Annotated in this window: 21 protein-coding genes, 1 other RNA gene and 1 pseudogene; 4 read left to right on the forward strand and 19 right to left on the reverse strand. The window is 38.3% G+C overall.

Annotation, left to right across the window (positions count from 1 at the left end):
* Positions 1–284 precede the first annotated feature (284 nt).
* The 9 genes from PB1_RS12770 to nirB (PB1_RS12795) form a co-directional block, all read right to left on the reverse strand.
* Positions 285–1,634, reverse strand: a complete 1,350-nt coding sequence (locus PB1_RS12770; protein ID WP_004437224.1) for a glucose-6-phosphate isomerase — start codon at positions 1,632–1,634, stop codon at positions 285–287.
* A 328-nt stretch (positions 1,635–1,962) separates the two neighbouring features.
* Positions 1,963–2,043, reverse strand: coding sequence for an NAD(P)-dependent oxidoreductase (locus tag PB1_RS18630; RefSeq protein WP_004437226.1), 81 nt, complete (start codon positions 2,041–2,043; stop codon positions 1,963–1,965).
* Positions 2,024–2,185, reverse strand: coding sequence for a hypothetical protein (locus PB1_RS18200; protein ID WP_004437228.1), 162 nt, complete (start codon positions 2,183–2,185; stop codon positions 2,024–2,026). The genes PB1_RS18630 and PB1_RS18200 overlap by 20 nt, the downstream gene beginning before the upstream one ends.
* Entirely contained in the window at positions 2,172–2,327 is a 156-nt protein-coding gene (locus PB1_RS18205) for a hypothetical protein (RefSeq protein ID WP_004437231.1), read from the reverse strand. Before PB1_RS18205 ends, PB1_RS18200 begins: the two co-directional genes overlap by 14 nt.
* On the reverse strand, positions 2,327–3,106 hold the full coding sequence (gene cobA, locus PB1_RS12775; RefSeq protein ID WP_003351043.1) for a uroporphyrinogen-III C-methyltransferase: 780 nt from the start codon (positions 3,104–3,106) through the stop codon (positions 2,327–2,329). Before cobA ends, PB1_RS18205 begins: the two co-directional genes overlap by 1 nt.
* A gap of 129 nt (positions 3,107–3,235) precedes the next feature.
* A complete protein-coding gene (gene nirD, locus PB1_RS12780) occupies positions 3,236–3,562 on the reverse strand; it encodes a nitrite reductase small subunit NirD (protein ID WP_004437235.1) in 327 nt (108 codons plus the stop codon).
* 39 nt (positions 3,563–3,601) lie between these two features.
* Entirely contained in the window at positions 3,602–6,016 is a 2,415-nt protein-coding gene (gene nirB, locus PB1_RS12785) for a nitrite reductase large subunit NirB (protein ID WP_004437236.1), read from the reverse strand.
* 224 nt (positions 6,017–6,240) lie between these two features.
* Positions 6,241–8,385, reverse strand: a complete 2,145-nt coding sequence (nasC, locus tag PB1_RS12790; protein ID WP_004437237.1) for an assimilatory nitrate reductase catalytic subunit NasC — start codon at positions 8,383–8,385, stop codon at positions 6,241–6,243.
* Positions 8,386–8,429: 44 nt separating this feature from the next.
* Positions 8,430–10,790, reverse strand: coding sequence for a nitrite reductase large subunit NirB (gene nirB / locus PB1_RS12795; RefSeq protein ID WP_004437240.1), 2,361 nt, complete (start codon positions 10,788–10,790; stop codon positions 8,430–8,432).
* 296 nt (positions 10,791–11,086) lie between these two features.
* Here nirB (PB1_RS12795) and PB1_RS12800 point away from each other — a divergent pair, with 296 nt between their 5' ends.
* Entirely contained in the window at positions 11,087–12,292 is a 1,206-nt protein-coding gene (locus PB1_RS12800) for a nitrate/nitrite transporter (protein WP_004437242.1), read from the forward strand.
* A gap of 143 nt (positions 12,293–12,435) precedes the next feature.
* Here the strand turns inward: PB1_RS12800 and PB1_RS12805 are convergent, their stop codons facing one another.
* The 7 genes from PB1_RS12805 to PB1_RS12830 form a co-directional block, all read right to left on the reverse strand.
* Complete coding sequence (locus PB1_RS12805) at positions 12,436–13,569, reverse strand: THUMP domain-containing class I SAM-dependent RNA methyltransferase (protein ID WP_004437245.1); 1,134 nt, start codon at positions 13,567–13,569, stop codon at positions 12,436–12,438.
* 13 nt (positions 13,570–13,582) lie between these two features.
* On the reverse strand, positions 13,583–15,655 hold the full coding sequence (locus PB1_RS12810; RefSeq protein ID WP_004437248.1) for a sensor domain-containing protein: 2,073 nt from the start codon (positions 15,653–15,655) through the stop codon (positions 13,583–13,585).
* 112 nt (positions 15,656–15,767) lie between these two features.
* Positions 15,768–16,166, reverse strand: an RNA gene (gene rnpB, locus PB1_RS17150) — RNase P RNA component class B.
* A gap of 81 nt (positions 16,167–16,247) precedes the next feature.
* On the reverse strand, positions 16,248–16,550 hold the full coding sequence (gene gpsB / locus PB1_RS12815) for a cell division regulator GpsB (protein WP_004435170.1): 303 nt from the start codon (positions 16,548–16,550) through the stop codon (positions 16,248–16,250).
* A 271-nt stretch (positions 16,551–16,821) separates the two neighbouring features.
* Complete coding sequence (locus tag PB1_RS12820) at positions 16,822–17,181, reverse strand: spore coat protein (protein WP_004437251.1); 360 nt, start codon at positions 17,179–17,181, stop codon at positions 16,822–16,824.
* A gap of 360 nt (positions 17,182–17,541) precedes the next feature.
* A complete protein-coding gene (locus tag PB1_RS12825; RefSeq protein ID WP_004437253.1) occupies positions 17,542–18,810 on the reverse strand; it encodes a ribonuclease H-like domain-containing protein in 1,269 nt (422 codons plus the stop codon).
* Positions 18,800–21,103, reverse strand: coding sequence for a DEAD/DEAH box helicase (locus PB1_RS12830; RefSeq protein ID WP_004437255.1), 2,304 nt, complete (start codon positions 21,101–21,103; stop codon positions 18,800–18,802). Before PB1_RS12830 ends, PB1_RS12825 begins: the two co-directional genes overlap by 11 nt.
* 189 nt (positions 21,104–21,292) lie before the next feature.
* On the opposite strand from PB1_RS12830, the pseudogene PB1_RS12835 reads away from it, so the two are divergent.
* Positions 21,293–21,985: pseudogene (locus PB1_RS12835) on the forward strand (Crp/Fnr family transcriptional regulator).
* Between the two features lie 57 nt (positions 21,986–22,042).
* Here PB1_RS12835 and hcp read toward each other — a convergent pair.
* Positions 22,043–23,329, reverse strand: coding sequence for a hydroxylamine reductase (gene hcp, locus PB1_RS12840; RefSeq protein WP_004437264.1), 1,287 nt, complete (start codon positions 23,327–23,329; stop codon positions 22,043–22,045).
* A gap of 195 nt (positions 23,330–23,524) precedes the next feature.
* On the opposite strand from hcp, the gene PB1_RS12845 reads away from it, so the two are divergent.
* The gene (locus PB1_RS12845; RefSeq protein ID WP_004437269.1) at positions 23,525–23,998 is read left to right on the forward strand and encodes an Hsp20/alpha crystallin family protein; all 474 of its coding nucleotides are present in this window, start codon (positions 23,525–23,527) and stop codon (positions 23,996–23,998) included.
* A gap of 167 nt (positions 23,999–24,165) precedes the next feature.
* Here PB1_RS12845 and PB1_RS12850 read toward each other — a convergent pair whose 3' ends face one another.
* Positions 24,166–24,702: a YppG family protein gene (locus tag PB1_RS12850; protein ID WP_004437270.1), complete on the reverse strand. Its 537-nt coding sequence runs from the start codon at positions 24,700–24,702 to the stop codon at positions 24,166–24,168.
* Between the two features lie 386 nt (positions 24,703–25,088).
* Between PB1_RS12850 and PB1_RS12855 the strand changes: the two genes are divergently transcribed.
* Positions 25,089–25,298 (forward strand): YppF family protein, encoded by a 210-nt coding sequence (locus PB1_RS12855; protein ID WP_004437273.1) that lies wholly within the window; start codon positions 25,089–25,091, stop codon positions 25,296–25,298.
* Positions 25,299–25,377: 79 nt separating this feature from the next.
* Here the strand turns inward: PB1_RS12855 and PB1_RS12860 are convergent, their stop codons facing one another.
* Entirely contained in the window at positions 25,378–25,743 is a 366-nt protein-coding gene (locus PB1_RS12860) for a YppE family protein (protein WP_004437275.1), read from the reverse strand.
* Between the last annotated feature and the right edge of the window lie 4 nt (positions 25,744–25,747).

The raw sequence follows: 25,747 nt of genomic DNA on the forward strand, positions 1-25,747 counted from the left end.
ATGAATGTATTAAACAGACATCATTCATTTTAGCTTATGAACTAGCAGAGTCAAGTAGAATGATTCAGCAAAAAAATGGAGTGGATTTTCGTTTGGTCAAATATGGAATAAAAGCTTATTAATGTGAGCGAAGGATCATTTATTGACAAAAGGCTCATATATCAGAATTAAGGCTCATATATTAAAAATAGAAGAAAGCACCATGGCATATCAGCCAACACGATGAATGAAAATAATAAACAGTCGTTAGACAATGACCTTCTAAATCAGCCTCTCTATTTTCGTTATTTCAGGCGTTTTTCAAGCTCTTCTTTTTTCTCTTCAAAGCCCGGTTTTCCGAGCAAGGCAAACATATTTGCTTTATATGCTTCAACTCCGGGCTGATCAAATGGATTAACTCCAAGCAAATATCCGCTCATTGCGCATGCCTTTTCAAAGAAGTACACTAAATAGCCGAATGTATACTCATCTAATTGCGGAATGGAAACAACAAGGTTCGGCACTCCTCCATCTGTATGGGCAAGCAATGTTCCTTCAAATGCTTTGTTATTAACGAAATCAACTGTTTTGCCGGCAAGGTAATTCAAGCCGTCCAAGTCGTTTGCTTCTTCTTCAATCGTCAATTCATGCCGCGGCTTTTCAACTTTTATAATGGTTTCAAATAAATCTCGGCGGCCTTCTTGAATATATTGACCTAATGAGTGAAGGTCCGTAGAGAAATTTGCCGAAGCCGGGAATATTCCTTTTAGGTCTTTCCCTTCGCTTTCGCCAAATAATTGTTTCCACCATTCTGCAAAATATTGAAGGCCAGGTTCGTAGGTAATGAGCATTTCAATTGTTTTGCCTTTATTGTAAAGAATGTTTCTTATTGCAGCATACTGATAGGCAGGGTTTTCTTCGAGCTCCGATTTTCCGAAGGCCTCCCGTGCACGGGCTGCCCCTTTCATCATTGCTTCAATATCGGCGCCACTGACTGCAATAGGAAGCAAACCTACAGCAGTTAATACGGAGTAACGGCCGCCTATATCATCAGGAATAACAAATGACTCATATCCTTCTTTATTGGCAAGTGTTTTTAGTGCACCTTTTGCTTTATCTGTTGTTGCATAAATACGTTTTCGCGCCACTTCCACCCCATACTTTTCCTGAAGCAAGTTGCGGAAAATCCGAAATGCAATCGCCGGTTCCGTGGTCGTGCCTGATTTGGAGATGACATTGATGGAGAAATCTTTGCCTTCTAACAGGTCCATCATGTCTTTCATATATGTTGAACTGATATTATTTCCGACAAACAAAATTTGCGGTGTGCTTCGTTTTTCTTTCGGCAGAACGTTATAAAAGCTGTGCTGCAGCATTTCAATTGCTGCGCGGGCACCTAAGTACGAACCGCCGATACCGATTACTAATAATACATCTGAATCATTTTTTATTTTTTCTGCCGCTTTTTGAATTCGGATAAACTCTTCTTTATCATAATCAAACGGCAGATCAATCCAGCCTAAAAAATCGCTCCCTGTTCCGGTTTTTTCATGCAGCGAATGATGAGCTGCTTTTACCATATCTCTCAAGTATGTAAGTTCATGTTCACGAAAAAACTCAATGGCTTTCGAGAAATCAAAGCGAACGTGCGTCATATCTGACCCTCCGAATAAATTATTTACAACTTCACCTTATCGAATGCTTATTTAACAACATCCAGTCTTGATAATGGATCAATCCTTTAAACCAAAAATAGAAAATTTTATGTATTGTTACATGTATTTGAAACGTACTATTATTTTTAAATTACATGACATGGTTTTTTTGAAGTTAAAAGTAAATTGTTTTCTGAAGAAAACGACAAAGAAATAGTATTTGTTTTCCTGCATATAAGCACATAGGTTTTCGAGATGTTAAATAGATTACACCCATGCAAGAAGCACAAAAAAAAGGGGCTAACTCATAAACAAGGGGTCAGACCCCTCAAACTTTTCGATAAGCAATTTTACCGCCGCCAATGACAACACATAGTTTATTGTTCATATCAAGCATAATAGGATACATTTTCAATTCCTCCCGAAAGTTCAGTAAAACGTTCCTTCAATATGTTTCCGATCAACGGGTGGTATCCGAGATAATCGCATAATATATATTCCTTTTGTCCATCAGCGAAGCGGGCATTAATGGTTTTTTCAATGGTATTCATTAAAATTCTTGTAAAGAGCAGATATGGGATGATGAATTTTTTTTTCAGGATTTTGATCCATACATTTTTTTATAAAATCAATGGCCTGCTCACACGCTTTTTTCACCCTGCTTCCATGACATATATAAAGAATAGCTTCCATTATACTCCCTCGTTTACAAGCAGTTTTTCATCGATATTCAGCTGCTCGAACCAACTGATTTTCTCCCGCATCTTGACAACCTCTCCAATAATAATAAGAGTAGGATTTTCAATTTTTTGCTTTACGGCTGTTTCTGCGGCAAATTCAAGAGTGCTTACGACCGTTTTTTGTTCGCGGAACGTTCCCCAATGAATGAATGCTACCGGCGTATTTGGATTTTTCCCATGTTCAAGCAGCTTTTGCTGGATGTAAGGAAGATTTTTTACCCCCATATAGATGGCGAGAGTATCGATCCCTTTTGCAAGTGCATCCCACTTATGGCTGTCTTCTTCACCGCTTTTTCGGTGGCCTGTAATGAAGGCAAATGATGAGCCGTACTCGCGATGTGTAACGGGAATGCCAGCATATGCCGGCGCTGCTATTCCCGCTGTGATTCCCGGTACGATTTCAAACTGTACCCCATTTTTCACAAGATCTTCCGCCTCTTCTCCGCCCCTTCCAAAAACGAATGGGTCCCCGCCTTTCAATCTCGTCACAATATTTCCTTTTTTTGCATACTTCACAAGAAAATGGTTGATTGTCTCTTGCTGCAGCAAATGAAAACCTGGCAGCTTACCGCAGTAAATCAATTCCGCATTCGGTTTGGCATAGTTCAGCAATTCATTATTTATTAATCGATCGTATAAAATAACATCTGCTTCTTGGATACATCTCAATCCTTTTAATGTAATAAGCTCAGGATCACCAGGTCCTGCACCAACCAAGTAAACTTTCCCCATTTTCTTCATCCTTCCCTCTTGCTTAAGCTGTTTCTAAAAACGAAAAGCCATTCCCTCTCGATTTTTTTCAAATTATGAAATTTTCTTTCTATTTGGTCGTATCAAAAATGCGTAGCAGTTTAAACATTTTTACTGTTCGAAAAGCAAATAGACTTCTCCATCTTCTACTATTGTTTCATACGTTCTGACGCATCCTGTATCCGGCTCTTGGACTTTTCCATCCTCTAAGCATATTTTCCTATCATGCATCGGACAAAATACAAACTCACCGCTGACTATACCTTCTGCCAAAACCCCTCCTTTATGAGGACAGCGATTTTCAACCGCTCGTATTTTTCCATTTGACAATTTAAATACGGCAATTTCTTTATCTTCAATTCGGATGGTTTTCCCTAATCGTTCCGGCAGGTACAAAACAGGACCTACCTTTACTTTTGCAATGCTTTTATTCACCATATGTTCAATTTCCTCCTATACATTTTCTTCCTTTGAAGATTATGACATGACAACATTTTCAAACAGTTCCTCTTTTAATTTTTTATTTTCAACAATTTCTTTCCAAGGATCTTTGTATACTGATAATGCCTCATCCATTCGAGCATTTAACTCTTTCCGTTTATTCTTATCATCAAGTATGGATTGAATATGCGATAAACCAACACGTTCCACCCATGCGGATGTACGTTCTAAATAGTTTGCCGTTTCACGATAATATTGCAAAAAAGCACCGGCGATTTCTATCACTTCTTCAGCTGTTTTTACTTTAGTTAATAGATCTGCTGCCCGCAAATGTGTACCGCCATTGCCCCCGACGTAAATTTCCCATCCTCCTTCTATTCCAACAACGCCGAGATCTTTTATTCCTGATTCAGCACAGTTTCTTGGACATGCAGAAACAGCCATCTTAATTTTATGAGGAGTGTATAAGCCTTCAAATTTCTTTTCCAGTGCGATCCCTAATGAAATAGAATCTTGGGTTCCAAACCGGCAGAACTGCTCACCCACACATGTTTTAACTGTACGTACCGATTTTCCATAAGCAAAACCGGATGGCATCCCTAGTTCTTCCCATACTTTCGGTAAATCTTCTTTTTTCACTCCCAACAAATCTATACGTTGTCCCCCGGTTACTTTAACTAAAGGTATTTGAAATTTATCGACAACGTCTGCAATGCGTCTTAATTCCATCGAATTGGTCACACCACCGTACATACGAGGGACAACAGAGTATGTTCCGTCTTTTTGTATATTGGCATGCATACGTTCATTAACAAATCTGGATTCTTTTTCATCTTCGTATTCTGTTGGATTAACCATCCCTAAATAATAATTGATTGCAGGACGGCATTTTGAACAGCCTTCCTCGTTCCGCCATTTAAGAACATTCATCACTTCTTTTACATGGGTCAATCCTTTAGATCGAATTTCTTCGACAACTTCATCTTTTGATAATGTAGTACAGCCGCAAATTGCCTCTTTCTGAGCGTCAGCATCAAACTCGGATCCGAGTGTATATTTTAAGAGATCTGCAACAAGTGGCTTACAGCCTCCACAGGAACGAGATGCACTTGTACAAGCCTTTATTTCATCAACTGAAGAACAACCGTGTTCATGAATCGCTTGGATAATGGCCCCTTTTGAGACCCCGTTACATCCACATATAATTTCTTCCGTACTCATGCTGGCAACTAAACTTTCGCTTACCTCTTCTCCTACCGGCTGCAAGATTGTTACTTTTGTAGTATGAGAAATGTCCTCTCCCTTTTTAATCATGGAAAACAGGCGATTTCCTTCTTTTGTATCACCAAACAGAACAGCACCAACAATTTGGCTGCCTCGTAAAACAATTTTCTTATAGATACGATCTTGTTCATCAAATATTTTAATGGCTTTTTTATCTCCGCCCTCTTTAAAATCACCGGCAGAAAACACTTCGATACCTGACACTTTTAACTGTGTGGATAAAACGGATCCTTTATAAGGTTTAGCTTCGACCCCGCAAATATGTTCGGCTAATACTTTTGCTTGCTCGAATAGTGGTGAAACTAAACCATATGCAATTCCTTCATGCTCTGCACATTCTCCAACTGCATAAATATGTGGAATGCTAGTCTGTAAATAATCGTTTACAATAATCCCGCGGTTTACAGCAAGGCCGGATTGTTTAGCCAATTCAATATTTGGACGAATACCAACAGCCATTACTACTAAATCTGCTTCAAGCTTTGTTCCATCTTTAAACTGTATGCCCTTTACCCGAGAGGTTCCAAAAATCTCTTTTGTATCTTTTCCCAGAAGAAAGTTGATACCTAGCTGTTCCAACTCTTTTTGGAGCATTTTTGATCCAGTTGGATCAAGCTGTTTCTGCATAATATATTCCGATTTATGGACTACATCCACTTTCATCCCCAACTTTGCTAATCCACTGGCAGCCTCTAAACCTAATAGTCCGCCGCCGATTACGACTGCCTTTTTATAAAGCTTAGAAATTTCAATAATTTTTTGACAATCATCCATTGTTCGGAATGGAACCACCCCTTCTTTTTCAACTCCCGGAATTGGAAGCATGGTTGGAAGCGATCCTGTGGCGATAATGAGTTCATCATAAGATTTCGTTCTTCCTGAATCTGTAACAACTTCTTTTTTCTCAGAATCTACTTTAACGACCGTCTCCCCTGTATATAGCCGAATGTTGTTCTTTTCATACCAATCCCAATCATTTATAGTAATATCCTTTATTTCTGTATCCCCCTGTAATACCTTTGTAAGAAGGATTCTATTATAATTCGGATGGGGTTCACGTCCGAAAATCGTAATCTCAAATTGACCCTTTGATATTTTTAATATCTCTTCGATAGCTTTTACACCCGCCATTCCATTTCCTACAAGCACTAACTCTTTTTTTATCAACCGAAGTTCCTCCTCTTAATAAGTTTTTTAAACTATATCACAACAAAAAAATATATATAATTTTTATGTAAGGTTTTCTTACATTATTTTTTATTTAAAAATTCTGCAAAATAAAAGACACACTCGGAACTAAGCGTGTCTTGTTTTATCCTTTATTTGGCTAATTTTGTTTTTAAAATTATTTGAATATTTTAGAAATATAATTTGAGAATTCTGCATTCCTTTTAACTTGTAGGCAAAAGAGGTTTTATTCTTACTGCACTGACTTTAAAGCCCGGCATTTTACAAGCAGGATCTAATTCATCTGAGATCAATAGATTAACGTTTTGAGAATCCGCCCAATGAATTGGAACAAAAATTGTATCTTTTCTAATCTTTTCTGACCATCGACTTCTTACGACAATCTTTCCTCGTCTTGACTCAATTTCAACTAATGCATGATCTTTAATGTTGTATTTCAATGCTGTTTCAGGATGTATTTCCATATATGATTCAACGTTTCTGGCTGCTAATGATGCACTCTTTCTCGTTTGCACGCCTGTCAAATAATGGGACATCACTCTTCCTGTAGTTAAGTACAACGGGAACTCATTGCTTGGCTTTTCTTTTGAAACAACAGGATCATTTTTAACAACAGCCATTTTCGCCTTACCATCAGGGTGCGCAAAAGCTGTTTCAAACAGCATTTTCGTTCCTTTATGGTCAGGATGTGGACAAGGCCACAAGATGCCTCTTTCTTTTCTTAAACGGTCATACGTTATACCGTAATAGTCAGCAATACCACCTCGACTCGCTACTCGTAACTCATTAAATATGTCTTCAGCGCTTGAATAGGAAAAATATTTTCCTTTACCAAGGGCATCTGCTATTTCACAAATAATTTGCCAGTCATGTTTCACTTCTCCCGGACAAGGACGACTAGCCTCTCTCAGAGTAACTCTCCCCTCAAGATTGGTCATCGTTCCTTCATCTTCCAAATAAGACGAGGTTGGTAAGATTAAATCTGCTAATCTGGCAGTTTCCGAAATGAACATATCAACCGCAACAAGGAACTTTAACTTTTTTAGTGCCCTTTCTACAAAATTGGCATTTGGACTCGAGACAATCGGATTAGAACACATAAGAAACATGCCTGTTATTTCACCTTTATCGATTTTCTCAATCATTTCATAGGCTGACACGCCTTTTCTTGGCAGGTCTTCTGGATTTATCCCCCATACACTTGCAATATATGCCCGATGTTCTTCATTTTCTATACTGCGGTATCCCGGCAGCTGATCTGCCTTTTGCCCATGCTCTCGAGCTCCTTGACCATTCCCTTGCCCGGTAATGGCGCCAAAACCACAAGAAGCTTTTCCAATCTTTCCGGTTGCGATCAGAATATTTAGGAAATTTCGGACAGTTGCAGTACCGTTTGTCTGTTGTTCGACTCCCCTTGCCGTAAAAATCATTCCAGTTTCTTCTTGCCCGAATTTAATCGCAGCTGTTCGAATCAGTTCACTTGATATACCTGTTATTTCTGCAATTTCTTCAAGATTTAGCGAAGAAACATAGTCTTTAACCTCTGCAAATCCAACAGCACGTTCTTGAATAAATGTTTCATCAATAAAGTTTTCTTCAATGATTACTTTCAATATACCGTTTGCTAAAGCTGCATCCGTTCCGGGCTTTACTTTCAAATGTAAATCCGCTATTTTCGCAGTTGCTGTTTCACGAGGGTCAATGACAATAATATAGGAACCGTTTTCCTTCGCTTTTTCAAAATACGGCATGATCGTCGGCTGACATTCAGCAATATTTGTTCCTGCTAAAATAATTACACGTGAAAATGGAATTTCTTTTAATGTATTCGTCAATCCCCGATCCATACCAAAGGTTTGGCTTGCAGCCGAAGCTGCTGCCGACATACACAAACGGCCGTTATAATCAATATATTTTGTTTTAAGGGCAACACGAGCAAATTTTCCGAGTAAATATGCTTCCTCGTTCGTAATGGATGCACTTCCATATACAGCTAATGCATTCAGTCCATCTTCAGCTTGAATTCTAGTAAAATTTTCTTTTATATGGTCTAATGCTTGTTTCCAAGAAATCCGAACAAACTCACCATTCACTTTTAATAATGGATATTTAATTCGATCGTGATTGAAGGAATGCTGGTGTGCATTCATTCCTTTTATACATAATCGGCCCTCGGATGTTGGGTTATCTTTTCCTACGGCACGATATTTTTTCTTTGTTACAATCGTTTGTTCGATTAACTGCATTTTGCATTGCATGCTGCAAAACGGACATTGTGAATCATATATTTTTTCGAATTGTACTTCCTGTTGTTTCGAACGAAAATATTTTAAAAATAAATCAGTCAAGGCGCTTCATCCTTTTCTTAAATTTTTTATGCACCAAAAATTCATTAGGAATAACTTTTCTCGTACAGGTTTTTTTTCTTAGAAACATCCTCTTCCAATTGTTCAAGTAATTGTTTGCGTAGTTCTTTCTCAAACAATACTTCTCTAACATGAATTAAACCCACTCTTTCAATCCATTGCCAAATCCGCTCCAAATAATATGCTGATTCACGATAATATTGAATAAAACCGCAAATCATTTCCGTAGCTTCTTCTACCGTTCCCGCGATGCATAATAATTGTCCGGCGCGTACATCGTGCCCGCTCCTTCCACCGACGTAAATCTCCCATCCTCGATAAATCCCAACTACTCCGATATCTTTTGCAGTACAATCTGCACCATTATGCATGCAAGCGGAAACGGCTATTTTTACACGATATGGTGTGCTTAAAAATTCTGTTTTCTCATCCAAGCTGACAGCCATTTGAAGGGACGGCTGTTGATCACATTGACAAATATGTTCTCCAAGACAAGTCTTAACATTTTGAACTTTGTGTCCATATGCAGAACATAATCGCATGTTTAACTCATTACACACATTTACGATTTCGTCTTCTCTTATACCGCTTAATTGAATCCGCTGTTCACTCGTGATTGCAATGTCAGGTATGCGATATTTCTCCGCAACATCCGCAATCTTTCTTAATTCTTGTGGATTCGTCAAGCCGCCGTACATTTGAGGAACAATAGAGTACGTACCATTACTTTGGACCGACGCACTCATTTTTTCATTAACAAAATAAGTCTCTTGTTTATTCTCATATTCTGGGTATATCATTCCTAAATAATATTGTATGGCAGGATAACAAATTGAACATCCTTTCTCATTTTTCCAATTAAGCTCCTCCATTACTTCCTGAACAGATAATAGATTTCTCATCTGGATCTCGTATACAATCTCGTCTTCTGTTAATACGGTACAAGAACACATTGATTTTTGTTCAGAAGTTTCATCAAATTCATTACTCTGTATATATGATAAGAGTTCTGAAACTAATGGTTTGCAACCGCCGCAAGAACTTGTAGCTTTCGTAAACTGTTTTACTTGTTCAACCGTTTTTAATCCCCCTTTTTGAATAGCCTCGATAATAGCGCCTTTTGATACTCCGTTACAGTTGCATACCATTTCATTTTGTGCCATAGAAGCAATTGACTTCGAACTATCCTCCGGAGTTTGAAGGAGGACGACCTTTTCGATATTGGCTACATCTTTCTTCTTAAGCATTAGGTCCAGCAATTTTGTACTGTCCCTTGTGTCTCCAAATAGAATGGCACCTACCACTTTATTTTTTTGGAACACAACATTTTTATATACACCATTTAGTTCATCAAAGATTTTAATTGCCTTAGTTGTTTTACCGTCATCAATTATCCCTGCTGAAAAAACATCGACGCCGGAAATTTTTAACTTTGTAAATTGGACAGATCCCTTGTAACCCTCACCGCTGATTCCGCAAAGGTGCTTCGCTAACGCTTTTGCCTGTTCATAAAGCGGTTGAACAAGCCCATATACAATTCCTCGATGTTCGGCACATTCACCAACAGCATATATATCTGGTGAATTTGTTTTCATATAGTCATCTACAATGATGCCCCGGTTTGTATCAATATCGCTTTCTTTTGCTAATTGAATGTTTGGCTTAATCCCTGTGGCCATGACAACCAAGTCAGCTTGTACTTCCGTTCCATCTTCAAACCGTATACTTTCTACCCGAAAGGTTCCATAAATCTCTTTTACATCTTTTCCGAGAAGAAAGTTCATACCTTCTTGTTCCAACACTTTTTGGAGCATTTTTGATCCAGTCGGATCAAGCTGTTTCTGCATAATAAATTTGGAATTATGAACTACATCCACGTTCATACCCAATTTTACTAATCCACTGGCAGCCTCTAATCCCAATAGTCCGCCTCCTATTACGACTGCCTTTTTATAACGTTTAGAAGCTTCAATAATTTTCTGACAATCATCAATTGTCCGGAATGTAACCACCCCTTTTTTTTCAACTCCAGGAATGGAAAGGACGAAAGGCAGAGAACCTGTCGCCAGTATAAGCTTGTCATAGAAAACTTCACGATTATGATCTGTTTTGATTACTTTTTTTTCCTTATCAATTTTCACAACTGTTTCCCCTGTAAAAAGCGAAATATTATTTTTGATATACCAATCATGATCATGAATAGTAATTTCTCTTAAAGATGTCCTTCCTTGTAATACTGATGACAATAAAATCCGGTTATAATTAACGTGGGGCTCGCTGCCGAAGACAGTTACCTCAAATGTATTTGAATCATATTTTAAAATTTCCTCAATACAGCGAACACCCGCCATCCCATTTCCTACCAATACCAATTTTTGTTTATCCATATTTTAACCCCCAGTAAATCATAAAAATGGTGCAAGCTAGTGTATATTTTTTATTATTTCATAAAATGTAAATTCAGAAATTATTTGTGTCATATAATCTTACATAATTTCATTTCGGGAATTTTTAATAATTTTTTGCGTCATTTTTTCTTACATAAATCTTTTTTAGTTTAGATTTTCTTTTTATAATTTCATTTAATCACAAATAACCGGTTGTTTTGTGAAAAAAAAGAAAACGCCAGACCATCATGTATTGACAGACTATATTTAAAAATCAGTTTTGAAAGGAGTTAACCATGAAACTATCTGAACTAAAAACAAGCGGTCATCTATCAACACTTTTCTCAGCATTTTTATATTTTGATGTTAGCTTTATGATCTGGGTAATGCTCGGAGCACTCGGGGTTTTTATTTCTCAGGATTTTGGACTTACGCCGGCACAAAAAGGATTGGTTGTGGCTATTCCCATACTTTCGGGTTCCTTTTTCCGTATGATCCTCGGTATTTTAACGGATCGAATTGGTCCCAAGAAAACAGCAATTACGGGGATGTTAATTACAATGGTTCCGCTTATTTGGGGATTTGCAGCTGGACGATCATTAACAGAACTTTATGCTATTGGTATTTTACTAGGCGTAGCCGGGGCCAGTTTTGCAGTAGCATTACCAATGGCCAGCCGATGGTATCCTCCTCATTTACAGGGTTTGGCCATGGGGATTGCCGGAGCCGGAAATAGCGGAACACTGTTTGCAACGTTATTCGGACCTCGGTTGGCTGAAAATTTTGGCTGGCATAGTGTGATGGGATTTGCATTGATCCCTTTATTATTGGTGCTTATACTCTTTATTTTCCTTGCGAAGGACGCTCCATCTCAACCAAAACCACAACCATTAGTCAATTACTTTAAAGTTTTTGGCCATAAAGATACATGGTATTTCTGTTTACTTTATAGCGTAACATTTGGAGGTTTTGTCGGTTTGTCGAGCTTTCTCAGTATTTTCTTTGTCGATCAATATCATTTATCAAAGATTCAGGCGGGTGATTTTGTTACATTATGCGTCGCAGCAGGAAGCTTCTTTCGACCTGTTGGAGGCTTTATAGCTGATCGTTTTGGAGGGACTCGAATCCTTTCAATTCTATTAATCATTGTCTCCTTATGTATGTTGGGAGTTAGCCAGTTGCCTTCCATAATGTATATTACAGCATTACTATTTATTGGAATGATGTGTCTTGGTATGGGCAATGGTGCAGTCTTCCAGTTAGTGCCGCAGCGCTTTCAAAAAGAAATCGGTATGGTAACCGGAATTGTTGGAGCTGCGGGGGGTATTGGCGGATTCTTTCTGCCAAACATTTTAGGTACATTGAAACAATTGACAGGTACATATGCATCAGGATTCCTAATCCTTTCATTTATTGCATTACTTGCATTAGGAGTTTTGATTCTTGCCAGTTTTTCTTGGCGCAAATCTTGGAACATAAAAGGAGAAACAGTAAAAATATAGTCACATTTGTAAAATTTTATAGTTTTCAAACAATCATTTTTCTCTTTAACTGTCTTTAATTCGATACGTTCAAAAGGGATGACTCCCTCCAATAATACTAATAAATCGAATGCATTGGAGGGGTCTGACCCTTTCCTTTTGAATCAGCGCGGCGGTCTTTTCCCCCAATATTGGTAATAATCGGACCTTATGAAGCCGTTAAACAGTTTGCGCTTTTTCGTTGCCTGCTTTCCGTAAAACTTCTCGAAATCAGGGTGGGAAGTTAACATATAAATAGACCATGTTTCTAAAGGAGCGAATGTCTGTCCCATTTCCCTGTACATTTGCTCAACTGCTTTTTTCTCGCCGAGCCTTTCTCCATAAGGCGGATTCCCAACGATGACTCCGTATTCCTTTTTTGTTGTAAAGTCCGTCACTTGCATTTGTTTAAAATGGATTAAATCGCCAAGTCCTGCTTCAAACGCATTTTCCTCGGCAATTTTGATCATGCGATGATCAATATCCGATCCGGTAATATCCAGGGGCTGGTCGTAATTCGCAAGGTCCTCCGCCTCAGTTCTGACATCTTTCCATATTTTATTAGGCATCCAATTCCATGTTTCAGAGACAAATTCGCGATTAAATCCCGGTGCAATATTTTGCGCGATCAAAGCCGCTTCAATTGAAATCGTGCCCGATCCGCAAAACGGATCGACAAACGGTCGGTCAGGCGTCCAGTTCGTCAGCATAACCAATGTCGCTGCAAGAGTCTCCTTTAATGGAGCATCGCCCTGTGCGGCACGGTAGCCGCGTTTATGGAGCCCGCTTCCGCTCGTATCGATCGTGATCGTTGCAATATCTTTCAGCAGAGCCACTTCAATCCGAAAAAGCGCACCGGTTTCTTCAAACCGGGATGTTCGTTTATAAGTCAAATTCAATCGATCAACAACCGCTTTTTTGACGATGGCCTGGCAATCAGAAACACTAAACAATTTCGATTTAACCGACTTCCCGATGACCGGAAACTGAGCATCTTCCGGCAAATATTTTTCCCATGGAAGTGCTTTCGTTTTCTCAAATAATTCATCAAAGCTGGTTGCTTTAAATTCTCCAACTTTTAATTTAATCCGATCCGCAGTTCTCAGCCATAAATTTGTGCGGGCGATCGCCTTTTCATCACCGGAAAAACTGATCTTTCCGTTTTCCACTTGACATTCATAGCCTAAATCCCTTACTTCTTTTGCAACCAGTGCTTCAAGCCCCATTGCAGAAGTTGCAATTAATTGATAATTGTCCATATTTTCCCCCTTGTTACAATAATTCAGGATCCCATTCTTCCAAAAATTTTTTAAGTTGTTCAAATCTGAGTGGTTTCGTTATGTAAAATCCCTGGACTTGATCGCATCCTTCCGTAAGTAAAAAATCAAACTGTTTCTGATTTTCAACACCTTCGGCCACAGTAATCATCTTCAGCTGTTTAGCCATTGTTATGATTGCTTTCACGATAGAAGAATCCTCTTTATATTTATGAATGTTTTTTATAAAGCTTTTGTCTATTTTTAATGTATTAATAGGGAATTTATTCAAATAACTAAGAGATGAATAACCAGTTCCGAAATCATCAACCGACAATTTAATCCCGAGCTGTTTCAGTTTAACCAGTTTTTTTATTGTTTCAGGAGCATTTGGCATGATAACCCGTTCGGTTAATTCAAGTTCAACACAGTATGGATTAACATTAAACAATTGAACCATTTTTTCGATAGAGTTTGAGAATCTGTCCTGAGCAAAATGTTGAGCTGAAATATTTATTGAAACTTTAAGATTTGGATAACCATTTACATGCAGCTTTTTGATTTCTTCAAATGCTGTTCCGATGACCCATTCACTGATCGGGATAATCAAACCTGTATCTTCTGCTAACGGAATAAAATCGCCGGGAGACACTCTGTCCAATTCAGGTTGATCCCAGCGGAGCAGAGCTTCAACCCCGGAAATTATACCAGTTCTTGTTTCCACTTGCGGTTGATATTCAAGGAAAAACTCATTTCTGTCGAGGGCTTTTCTCAAATAGTTTTCCATTTTCATTTTTATTGGTAGATTGCTATGCATTTCCTTATGGTAAAACTCAAATTGATTTTTTCCGCGCTCTTTTGCCTGATACATCGCTTTATCGGCGTTCACTAATAAGTTTTCTACATTTGCCCCATCAAACGGAAAAAGGCTTATTCCAATACTTGTTGATATATAAGCTTCATGTTGTTCAAGCATAAATGGTTCTCTAAGTGAATGAATAATTTCTTCCGCATATTTGGCTGCATCTTTTGGATGTTTAATATTAGGAAGGACAATAACAAATTCATCTCCGCCCAATCTGGCAATTATGTCTTTATTCCTTAATAGCCCCATTAACCTTGCAGCAACATTTTTTAAGAGCAAATCACCGTAATTATGTCCAAGTGTGTCATTAATATGCTTGAAACGGTCCAAATCCAGGAATAGGACAGCAAGCTGCTGGTTGTATTTTTGAGCAGTGTTCAATAATTCTTCGAGCCTTTTTAGTAAAGAGTAACGATTGTTCACACCAGTCAATGAATCTTGATGGGCAAGATAACGCAGCTGCTCCTCTGTTTCCTTTCGGTCCGTAATATCTGAAAAAACTCCAACGTAATTTGTCACGTTTCCGTTTTCATCCTTAATCGTGCTAATTGTCAGCCACTCCGGATAATTTTCGCCGTTTTTTCGCTTATTCCATATCTCTCCTTTCCAATTTCCCTTTTCAATAATATCTTTCCACATTTTTTCATAAAATTTTTGATCATGAATACCTGATTGCAGCAGATTTGGGTTTTTGCCAATTACTTCTTCTTCATGATAACCGGTCACAATCTCAAAAGCAGGATTTACGGAAAGTATTTGACCATGTTGGTCCGTTACCATCACACCTTCACTTATGTTTTCAAGCACTTTTGCTGCTAAACGAATTTCGCTTTGCGATTTTTTCTGCTTTGTTAAATCTCTAAAGACAATCACGCAGTTAATAAGCTTACCGGCCTCATTGCAGACAGCACTGGCATCCATCCATTCCTGATAAATTTCTCCGCTTTTCCGTTTTTTCAAGATTTCACCTTTCCATAATCCTTCACTGAGCAAATGGTTTTTTATACTCTTATAATCGTTTATGTTTACAAATAAACTGGAGAAATCAGTGCCACGTAATTCATCCTCGCTGTATTCGGTAACATTTTGTCCCCATGGGTTAATATAAAGTATTTGAAAAAATGGATCCAAGACGAAAATACCCTCGTGCATCCTTCGAAATACAATGTCTGCCAGCGATTCAACTTCTTTTTCGTTCTTTTCGTTTAACATTTGAAATTTCATGCCCCCAGTCCCCAATTAGACATACTTTAAAGCATATTAAGAAAACAATATAAGAAAAGCTCTCCTTAACAGAGGAGAGCCTTTGTTTATCATACTTTTTCCATTAATAACGTTCTGTAAGCCATGTTCTGTACCATTGTACTATCACGACTTTCGTCTCGTACTCCGGCGGTAATCATCTATCTACAGATTGAATCTTCAATCTGTCCTTCTCCTTGTTCATTTCCTCAGAGAAGGTGCCCCTACCATTATTTGGGTTTCTCGCTCGCGGGGTTTACCTCGTTCCACCCTTTTCATTTCTGAAAAGGCTGCGTCACTGTGGCACTTTTATAGGTACTCATGCCATATCCTGCAGGACTTAGGCATTTTCCCAGCCGTCAGCCGAGCCCGTACGGCCCAACTGCCCTAGCTTATGATTTCGCTAGGCACGAACACTACAAGCATCTCAGCTCGTGCGAGCATGGACTTTCCTCTGCAACTGAAAAGCCAGTTACAGCGATTACCCGAACGCTATTAATGACTTCAAATGATATTATATGTAATACAGGCATCAATATCAATGGTTTTCAAATAGAAAATAGCCCAACGATTATCAATCGTACAATTTGTTGCCAAACACATGTTTTTCAAGGTTAGAGAGGCGTTTTAAAATATCAAAGTTCGTTGTACCGGCAACCGCCTGTGTGTTTTGGCGTTTTGAAGATTCTTCCAACTGTTTTTTCAACCTCAAGTTTTCCTGCTTTAAATCTTCAATTTCTTGATGAAAGGTTTCATAATCTTTTATAATTATATCTAAAAACTTATCAACATCTTCCTGCTTATAACCGCGCATTGCTGTTTTAAATTCTTTTTCCAAAATATCCTTTGCTGTTAACTTAATTTTATCAGACAGCATGACACTCACCTCAATATTTCGCCAATCGTTACATAATATTCTTTCAAAAATATGCATAATTGTCAATTTACTTTCAAATGTTATCGATTGAAGCGCTTCATTTTTAACTGTTCTTCCTCTTTAACGGCTTGTGAGTCAAATTTCAATTTACATTTACGCTTAATAATTAGTCAGCGAGTCATAGTTGCTTGCATACAAATACATGATATGAAATTATATCGCAAAATATGTATGTAAGTAAACAAGGGCCGTTTCAGCCCTTGTTTTCTTATTATCTCCAATTTGGCGGTTTTTGTGCACCCGGAAAATACTCACCGGCTACTGCATCTGGTCCCATGCCAGGTCCATATCCAGGATAATCAAACGCTCCGGCTACTGCACCTGGTCTTGGCCGAGGACCGAATGGACCAGCCACAGGGTATGGAGGATTAAAGAATTGTTGATTGGTTACTTCATTCACGACCGACTGCGAATGCGGGAAGTAATGCTGGTGTTGGTAATTAATGTGGTTTACCGTTGTTGTATGAGTCGGATGGATATGGGGAACCACATTATTAACGAAATTATGATCTACGCAGCATTTTGTAGGATGAACAATTGCAGGCAATACATGACTTGGTTTGCAATACATATCGTTTTCTCCTTTCCTAAAGACTTACTACATTAACAGCCTATGTAGGATTGGAGGTTCTTGTACTAGTAAAAAAACCTAATTTCTTAAAGTTTAGGCATATTCTTCAAATAAAAACGGTTTATAAAAATGTATAAAAACTATCTTTTAGTGTAGTAAATATAAATGCAGTTAAACAGATTACTAGGAAAAACAAAAATAGTAGAGTTCTATACACTGCGATCAGCCTCACAAAAATTTTCCGTTTGAAACATTCCATTCAATTTTACATTTTACTCTTTTCAATAAGTACAGACAACTGGAAAAAAGCCGTTTTCGGCAGAAAAATGTTAAAAATTTGTTACAACTTAAAAGACTAAATTACTGTTTTTGATTGTCTCTATGTGCTGTTATTTTTTTCGATAATCTTGTGATCCTTCTATTTATTTCCATTAAAAAAGAGTCGCTTTTTACCCGTAATACTTTTAATTGCTCTTCATGAATCTTCTTGGCTTTTTCTGCATAATTAAGGGCTTGATCATAATCTTTTTTCCAATGTTCAAGCAGCTTTGCCGCCTCAATGAATGCTTCTTTTTGTGCCTTTTTATTTCCATGCTTACAAACTTCATTAAAGAGTGGCAAAGCTTCATCCCAGTTCTTCTGCTTTTTTTGCTCGTATGCCAAGGCAAGCTTGGCAGGAATTGCTTCTTGTCCCGAAAGATTTGCAAGCTGTGAAAATACGCTCCGGGCAGCCTTTGATTCCCCCAGTGCAGAATACCATCTTCCAACTTCAAAAGTTTCTTTACTCGTTTGATTGGCGTCGAGCCCGAGCAATTGAAAGGAAAGGTGGGTATACAGTGTAATTAAAGACAGAATATCCCGTTCATTGTGCTTCAATATTCCAAACATACCTTCAGGATTTTTTCTTTCCACAAAATCAAAATAAATCATTGGTGCAAGGAAACCCGGAATATCATCTTTTCTTTCTATTTCTAGTATTTCTTTTTCAACTGTCGATAATTTTATATTATCGAGTTTATGTTTCCATATTCTTCTGGACGCATGATACAGATCAAAATGCCCGAAAGGAGGAAGCTTAGGCACATGCTCCCTGATTAATGTATGCCTTGTTTTTACTTGAGGCCAGTCAAAAGATTTCCCGTTGTACGTTACTAGCGTCATATAATCTACATTTTCCAAAAAGCTTTGATACAACGGGATTTCCGCTCCCGGGTGGGGAAGAATATGCTGTTTCAAAATAATATTCAATCCTGAAACACTCGCATGTCCCAGCAAAAAAATGGTATTGCCCGCACCTCCGCCAAGGCCCGTTGTTTCCGTATCAAAAAAGAAAAGATCGCCCGGTTCATATCCAGCCGCTGAAAGCGGATGGGAAATGTCTGAATGATTCCATGCATGGACGGCTTCAATAAAATCACTGAAGCGATATTTTCCATGCTGATATGAAAGAGGATAGACGACTTCGCGTACAAAGCAATAACTGTTATCGAAAAAAAATGGCAATGCATTTTCCTTTTTCCACTCATCTAAAAAAGGAATTTCCATTACATTTTGTTTTTCAATATGAATCGATTTTTCTTCCCTCACAAGATGGGATTTGAGCCGGTTTAATTTATTTTTAATTATCATGATTTCTCATCCCTTGTGGTACAGCACCTGGAATTAATATGTCCAATAATTTCAAAACATCATTTTTCACTGTGTCGCTTTCGCTCTCTATACCAATGCATGATGGACAGCCATGTTCGCAACGGCAAGTTTGAACCATTTGTTTTGTTTCCTTAAGGACTGTTTCCATTCCCTCGTAAATTTTTTCGCTTAAGCCGATTCCGCCCGGATAACGGTCATAAAAGAAAATGGTTGGCTTTTCATTATGTGCCGCCTTTACTTGCGGAACAACATGAATATCCTGAGGGTCACACATCACGAACAATGGAGCGATATGTTTTAAGGCATGGGCTGCACCGATTAACCCCTGTTCAAGCCGGTCCTGTCCCATATCTTTCAACTCTTTTTGAAGGGAGATCCAGGCTGAGCTCGTATGAAGTTCTTCCTCGGGAAGATGAATAGGCCCCGATCCGATATTTTCATGGGTTTCGAATTTTATTTTTTTAAAAATCGTCGCCATCGCGAGGACGCTCACATCGCCGAACGCAACTTCTGTTTCGTTGTCGTTCCTCGTTTTATCTACTTCTAGGACTTTCAGCTGTACGGCAAGATTCGCATCTGTAAAATAATCGACATTTACTTCCCTTACATATGCTTTCTTTTCTTCCCAATCAAGCTTTTCGACTTGATATTGTATTCCTTGATGCAAGTAAATGGCCTCTTCATGCAATAATGTCATCGCTGAAAAACGGTCCATTTCACCGATCACTTTCACATTCGCCACATTTGACTGGTCAATGATCACAACATTTTCCTGTGATGCCGACCGCAAGCTAATATTGTGGGCCGGGAACGAGTCGTTCATCCAGTACCATTTATCACCGTTTTGAAACAACACTCGTTCTTCCGCTAGAAATTCCAAAATATCCTCTGTTTCGGCTGTGCCGAATTTCTCTCCTTGCTTAAACGGCAATTCAAATGCTGCACATTTCATATGATCGACTAAAATAATGAGATTATCCGGATTGATTCTGGCCGTTTCGGGGCTTTTATTAAAGAAATAATCCGGATTTTGGATAATATATTGATCTAAAGGGCTTGAACTCGCAACAATGATAACAAGTGACTCTCCGTGCCTTCTGCCGGCCCTTCCCGCCTGCTGCCAGGCGCTTGCAATTGTACCGGGATAGCCTGTCATAATGCACACTTGAAGCTGCCCAATATCAACGCCTAATTCAAGGGCATTCGTACTGACAACCCCATAGATTTCACCTGAACGAAGACCTTTTTCAATTTCCCTCCGCTCGGCAGGCAAATATCCGCCTCGATATCCCCTGATCGATTTTTTCCCTAATTGATGCTTCACAAGGTTCTGCAAATATGTAAGCAAAATTTCAACCCGCACCCTGCTTCGTGCAAACACAATTGTTTGAATTTTGTTTTTCAAAAACTCTCCTGCAAGCTTGCGTGCTTCAAGGGTAGCGCTTCTTCGAATGTTTAAAGGCTTGTTGACAACCGGAGGATTGTAAAATAGAAAATGCTTTCTTCCGCTTGGAGCACCGTTATTGTCAATCAGCACCATTTTCTTTTCAGTAAGCGTTTCAGCAAGTTCAAGCGGATTGGCAATTGTTGCTGATGTGCAAATAAAAATCGGATCTGTTCCGTAGAACCGGCAAATCCTTCGAAGGCGCCGGATGACATTGGCAACATGGCTGCCGAATATTCCTCTGTAAATATGAAGTTCATCGATCACGACATATTTTAAGTTTTCAAATAAAGAAACCCATTTTGTATGATGAGGAAGGATAGCTGAATGGAGCATATCAGGGTTCGTTATGACAATGTGCCCGGCTTTCCGGACTTTTTGGCGTATATTTGATGGAGTATCACCGTCATATGTATAACTGTTGATACTCAACCCTGTTTCCTGAATCAACTCATTGATTTCGCTTTTTTGGTCTTGCGCGAGCGCTTTTGTCGGGAAGATATATAAAGCTCTCGCATTCGGATCATTGATGATAGTCTCGAGAACCGGCAAGTTATAACACAATGTTTTTCCGGAAGCAGTCGGAGTGACAGCAACAATGCTTTTGTTTTCCATGACAGCATTAAAGGCTGATTTTTGATGGGTGTATAGCTTGTAAATTCCTCTATTCGCAAGTGCTTGTCTTAAGGACGGATGGATTCCTTCAGGCAATTCGACTGTCTTGGCTTCTCTTTCTTCAATCGTGTGCCAGTGGACAATGTTTTTCCTGAAGTCATCGTTATTTTTAAAAATCGACAGTATATCTTGTAAATTTTTCCGAACGTTCAACTCACTCACCTCATACCATCTATTGTAGCGAATAGACGTTCGTTATAAAAGAGAATTATCCGCTTTTATGTATTTGCCAATTTTTACATAATATTTCTTCTTTACAGCTTGGGATGATCGGTTATCATTCCCTAAAACATAATCATTTGTTACACTTTATTTAATAGTTCAATCTTTTGAGGTGAAAACATGAAAAATGAGGAAATAACAACCGCGCTTTTTGCTTTTGATCTTTTTAGGGAACTAAATGTACAGGAAATTGGAAAAATTGTTTCTGTTTCTTTATCGAGAGAATGAAATAAAGGCAGCCATGTCTTTATGCAAGGAGAACCACTCGAAAACGTATATTTTATTCTTGATGGAAAAATTAAAATTTACAAAACAGATATACATGGAAAAGAACAAATCATCGCAATCCTGAAAAAAGGTGATATGTTTCCCCATGTCGGTTTTTTCCGTAAAGGTGAATACCCTGCCTTTGCAGAAGTAATTGAAAAATCAACACTGGTGGTTGTGCCGATATCCGGTTTTGAAAATGTGCTTATCGAAAACCCTAAATTATGCATTAAAGTATTTAACATTCTTGGCGAAAAAATTGTGGACCTCCAAAAACGGCTAGAAGAACTAATATTGAATAATACATACGAACAAATCATCAAACTTCTTATCAGGCTTGCCAAAGAACATGGTGTAGATTTAGGCAACGGCAGCTTATTATTAAAAGCAGAATTTACGAATAAAGACCTGGCAAATATGATTGGTACGACAAGAGAAACAGTAAGCCGCACACTGACCAAAATGAAAAAAGTAAATTTAATAGAAATGGACGTAAACGGAAACATGATTTTAACCCCTGAACGGCTATTAGAAGAAATATTATGATTGAAAAACCCGCAGTTGTACTCAAACCGCGGGTTTTTTTCTATTTTTACAATTCATTTATTGAAGCATTTCTTTCATATCTTCTTGGGCAGTACCGATTAATTTTAATCCAAATGCGTCTTGAAGGACCTTCATAACTCCTTCAGAGATAAACTCAGGCGGTTTAGGCCCTATGCGAATATCTTTAATTCCGAGACTGAACAATCCTAGCAAAATGGCGACAGCCTTTTGCTCGAACCAAGAAAGGACGATGCTAACCGGCAACTCATTGATTGGACATTCAACCGCATCGGCTAACGCTTTTGCAATTTTTACTGTAGAAATTGAATTGTTGCACTGTCCAAGATCAATATATCTCGGAATATCCGTCCCCGGAACTGTTCCATAATCAACATCATTGAATCGAAATTTTCCGCAAGAGGTTGTTAAAATGACAGTTTCAGGCGGCAAAGATGTTGCCAGTTCCCTGTAATACTCTCCTCCTTTTCCAGGGGCATCACATCCGGCAATCACAAAGAATCGTTTAATTTTTCCTTCCTTTACAGCAGCAATTACTTCTGGTGCCAATCCTAAAACTGTTTCATGGTGAAATCCTGTTAATAGTGTTTCTTCTGATTCTATATTTGCTTCAGGAAGCTCTAATGCTCTGTTAATTAATGGTGTAAAGTCATCATTGATAATTTTTTGAACGCTTTCAAGACCGGCCACTTCATAAGAGAACATGCGATCCGCGTATGTGCCCTTAATAGGCATAACACAGTTTGTTGTCGCAAGAATTGCACCGGGGAATTTTTCAAATAATCTTCTTTGATCGTACCATGCCTTGCCAATATTACCTTTTAAATGAGGAAATTTTTTTAACTCCGGATATCCGTGCGCCGGCAGCATTTCTGAGTGGGTATAAATATTTATTCCTTTACCTTCAGTTTGCTTTAGAAGTTTTTCGAGCGCAAATAAATTATGGCCTGTCACCACAATGCAATTTCCTTCAATCTTATTTTGTGACACCCGGATCGGCTGAGGAATACCGAGCCTCTCCGTATGGGCCTTATCAAGCACTTCCATGATCCGCACTGCTGACTGGCCTACTTTCATGGCCATATCAATGTGCTCCTGCAAATTAAAATTGGAGTTTGTTAAGGTCATATAAAGCGCTTCATGAGTAGTGGCATCAACGAATGAGTCGGTATATCCGAGTTGATTCGCATGAGTACGATAAGCGGCAATACCTTTCAGTCTAAAAATAATCGTATCCTGAAGGCTTGCTATTGTTTCATCTTTTCCGCAAACACCGACAATTTTACATCCTCCAGCCGGAGTTTGTTCACACTGATGGCAGAACATAAAGCAAATCCCCTCCCTCAATTTATTACACAGTTCTAACATACAATCATTTTTTACATGGGCCTGTGATGGACGTCACATCGGTGCATTTTGTCATAAATCGTTCAAATTTTTGTGAACATAATTGATGGAACCCTTGTTCTAATCAAAACATAAAATATTGTAAATAATTCTGTTAAAGAGAGGAGATTCCCTATGTCTTCAAATCTTCCAAGCGACCCTAAACGGAACAGGCAGGAACCATTCGGAGAAATAATAAAGTCAATGAATGATTTCTTCAACGAAAAGCCTGTCAAAGGTTTCCTGCAATCCATTGATGAATTTTTCAAGTCCCCTTTTCCTCTTTCCTCTTTTCCTGTAGATGTAACAGAAACGGACAGAGAACATATCGTGACAGCTGAATTGCCGGGGGTAAAAAAAGAACAAATTGATATTAATGTATTAGGCAATTTTTTAACAATTTCCGTTAACAGGGATGAAACAATAACAGAACAAAACGAAACTGCCAAATCATACCGAAAAAGACAATCATTTCAGCGAACAAGCAGAACGATCGGCTTTGATCAGCCTGTCAACGAAAAGAATGTCAAAGCCTCCTATAAGAACGGATTGTTAGAAATCCGGGTTCCGAAGCTCAAAGGAAAGCAAATCATAATTGACGCTGAATAGATCAAAAAGGCATCCGCACAAAAACGTGCAAGGATGCCAAATAATGAATTAAACAAATTTATTTGACCAAAGGCTTTTACATTGTACATATATCGGCAATGTAAAAGCCTTTAATACTTATTACTTTAGTCTTAACTTACTATTTTTTGAATATAAATTAAGTAATATTATGCCTTAAACATTCCTCCAAGCCCTTTTATCATCGAAGAGACTTGGGATACTGCATTCATCATTTGACTTGTTGTATTGATCATTTTGTTAAAATCAATCGTTCCATCCTGGTTTTTAAAGGAATTCATAATCGATTGTACTCCTGAAGGCTGCTTTGCCATAAACTGAAATTTCGGATAAGGATTTACAGGATATGGATTTATTTGCTGTGAATAAGGCTGTGAATAGCCCTCTTCTGCCGGCTGCAATGGGTTTTGAAAAAGGATGTTCGAGTAGCTTTGCTGTCCATTGTATGGATTTGCGTTATTCTGGAGATTCCCGTATGAAGGATGCATCGGATTCATTGCCGGTACAAATTGTTGCTGGTGGGCGTAAGGGTTCCAGTACATCGGCTGATTTAAACCCGTGATTGGAACAATCCGCCGGGTCGAAAAGTCGATGCCCGGTACAGGAAAATAGTAGGGATATCCAATTTGTCCTTGCCAAAACGGAAAAATTATTTCATAGGCTGGTCTCTTTTTTCGGCCAAACATGGCGAACGTCCTCCTTAAATATTTCACTGCTACATTTTATGCTATTTCGAGAGATAGGTGAAAGCGGAGGAAGTTCTTCCCTATTTTGTGGAAAAGGGGAAGAGCTACGCAAACAAAAATAGAAATGCCAACTTATCTTTAGCTAGATACTTATTTAGTTTTATAAATAGTTAGAGCTTTGCTTCACTCATACCTCCTTATTATGTTGGTTCTGTTTTATAATCAAAGCTATTTCCATGTTAGGATTGGGAGTTTAAAACTCATGTTCGTTTTTTTCGAAAGGAGTAGGATATTGTCATAAATTTTGATTTTTCAAAAAATAAGAATTTTTCATTATCTATGATAAAATAATACAAAAGGGGATTAAGATGAAGGAGGAATTGAACATGAACATTCACGAGCTAAAAATGAAATTTGGTCAAACACGTGATTATATTACAGAAAATGTAAATCAATTATTGGATTTTGCGAAAAAAGCGTACATCCATAATGAAATTTCCATTACTGAATATCGCAATCTTGTTCGTGAGCTTGAAGCTTTAGGCGCAACGATACCTGATTCTTTGAACAACGACTCCCTCATCGAAAACGCCTAAAATGTAAGCGTATTAATGTAAGCGTATTAATAAAACGAAGCAATGGGTCTGGCTCAAAAGCAATGAGTCGGACCCTTTTTTAGTTGCTTTCTAGTTGCATTAATATTCCTGTCAAAAGAAAACGTACTGACTGAAAATGATCGATGAACCGCTTTCGGCTCGTTGTTGAATAGAACGCTTGAATCGAAATCATCTCGATATTTTCCGAGCAGATTTCAATCTGTTTTATATGAAAATTTCTGGGGGTTTCTTTCGTAATCCAATCGATCGCAGCTTTCTTCCATTGGTTATTTAATTTTGCAGTTTCATCCGCAAAAGGCTTCACTTCTTGATAGAAATCAGCGTCGGTTTTCGACTCTTTTATCTCCTCAAAACGAGCATATGCTTTTTCTACCGCCTCTAAAACGGCTTTTGTATAGTCATAAAGCTCTTTATAGTCACTCATTTTT

The sequence above is a fragment of the Bacillus methanolicus PB1 genome, from assembly GCF_000262755.1.
Classification (GTDB): Bacteria; Bacillota; Bacilli; order Bacillales; family Cytobacillaceae; genus Bacillus_Z; species Bacillus_Z methanolicus.

Coding starts and splice junctions, on each gene's coding strand:
- PB1_RS12820 (WP_004437251.1), bottom strand. CDS start 17,181: ATGTATTGCAAACCAAGTCATGTATTGCCTGCAATTGTTCATCCTACA.
- PB1_RS18200 (WP_004437228.1), bottom strand. CDS start 2,185: ATGAATACCATTGAAAAAACCATTAATGCCCGCTTCGCTGATGGACAA.
- PB1_RS18630 (WP_004437226.1), bottom strand. CDS start 2,043: ATGTATCCTATTATGCTTGATATGAACAATAAACTATGTGTTGTCATT.
- hcp (WP_004437264.1), bottom strand. CDS start 23,329: ATGTTCTGCCATCAGTGTGAACAAACTCCGGCTGGAGGATGTAAAATT.
- nirD (WP_004437235.1), bottom strand. CDS start 3,562: ATGGTGAATAAAAGCATTGCAAAAGTAAAGGTAGGTCCTGTTTTGTAC.
- PB1_RS18205 (WP_004437231.1), bottom strand. CDS start 2,327: ATGGAAGCTATTCTTTATATATGTCATGGAAGCAGGGTGAAAAAAGCG.
- PB1_RS12855 (WP_004437273.1), top strand. CDS start 25,089: ATGAACATTCACGAGCTAAAAATGAAATTTGGTCAAACACGTGATTAT.
- PB1_RS12805 (WP_004437245.1), bottom strand. CDS start 13,569: ATGGACAATTATCAATTAATTGCAACTTCTGCAATGGGGCTTGAAGCA.
- PB1_RS12825 (WP_004437253.1), bottom strand. CDS start 18,810: ATGATAATTAAAAATAAATTAAACCGGCTCAAATCCCATCTTGTGAGG.
- PB1_RS12810 (WP_004437248.1), bottom strand. CDS start 15,655: ATGAAATTTCAAATGTTAAACGAAAAGAACGAAAAAGAAGTTGAATCG.
- PB1_RS12800 (WP_004437242.1), top strand. CDS start 11,087: ATGAAACTATCTGAACTAAAAACAAGCGGTCATCTATCAACACTTTTC.
- cobA (WP_003351043.1), bottom strand. CDS start 3,106: ATGGGGAAAGTTTACTTGGTTGGTGCAGGACCTGGTGATCCTGAGCTT.
- PB1_RS12845 (WP_004437269.1), top strand. CDS start 23,525: ATGTCTTCAAATCTTCCAAGCGACCCTAAACGGAACAGGCAGGAACCA.
- PB1_RS12850 (WP_004437270.1), bottom strand. CDS start 24,702: ATGTTTGGCCGAAAAAAGAGACCAGCCTATGAAATAATTTTTCCGTTT.
- PB1_RS12860 (WP_004437275.1), bottom strand. CDS start 25,743: ATGAGTGACTATAAAGAGCTTTATGACTATACAAAAGCCGTTTTAGAG.
- PB1_RS12770 (WP_004437224.1), bottom strand. CDS start 1,634: ATGACGCACGTTCGCTTTGATTTCTCGAAAGCCATTGAGTTTTTTCGT.
- gpsB (WP_004435170.1), bottom strand. CDS start 16,550: ATGCTGTCTGATAAAATTAAGTTAACAGCAAAGGATATTTTGGAAAAA.
- nirB (WP_004437240.1), bottom strand. CDS start 10,790: ATGGATAAACAAAAATTGGTATTGGTAGGAAATGGGATGGCGGGTGTT.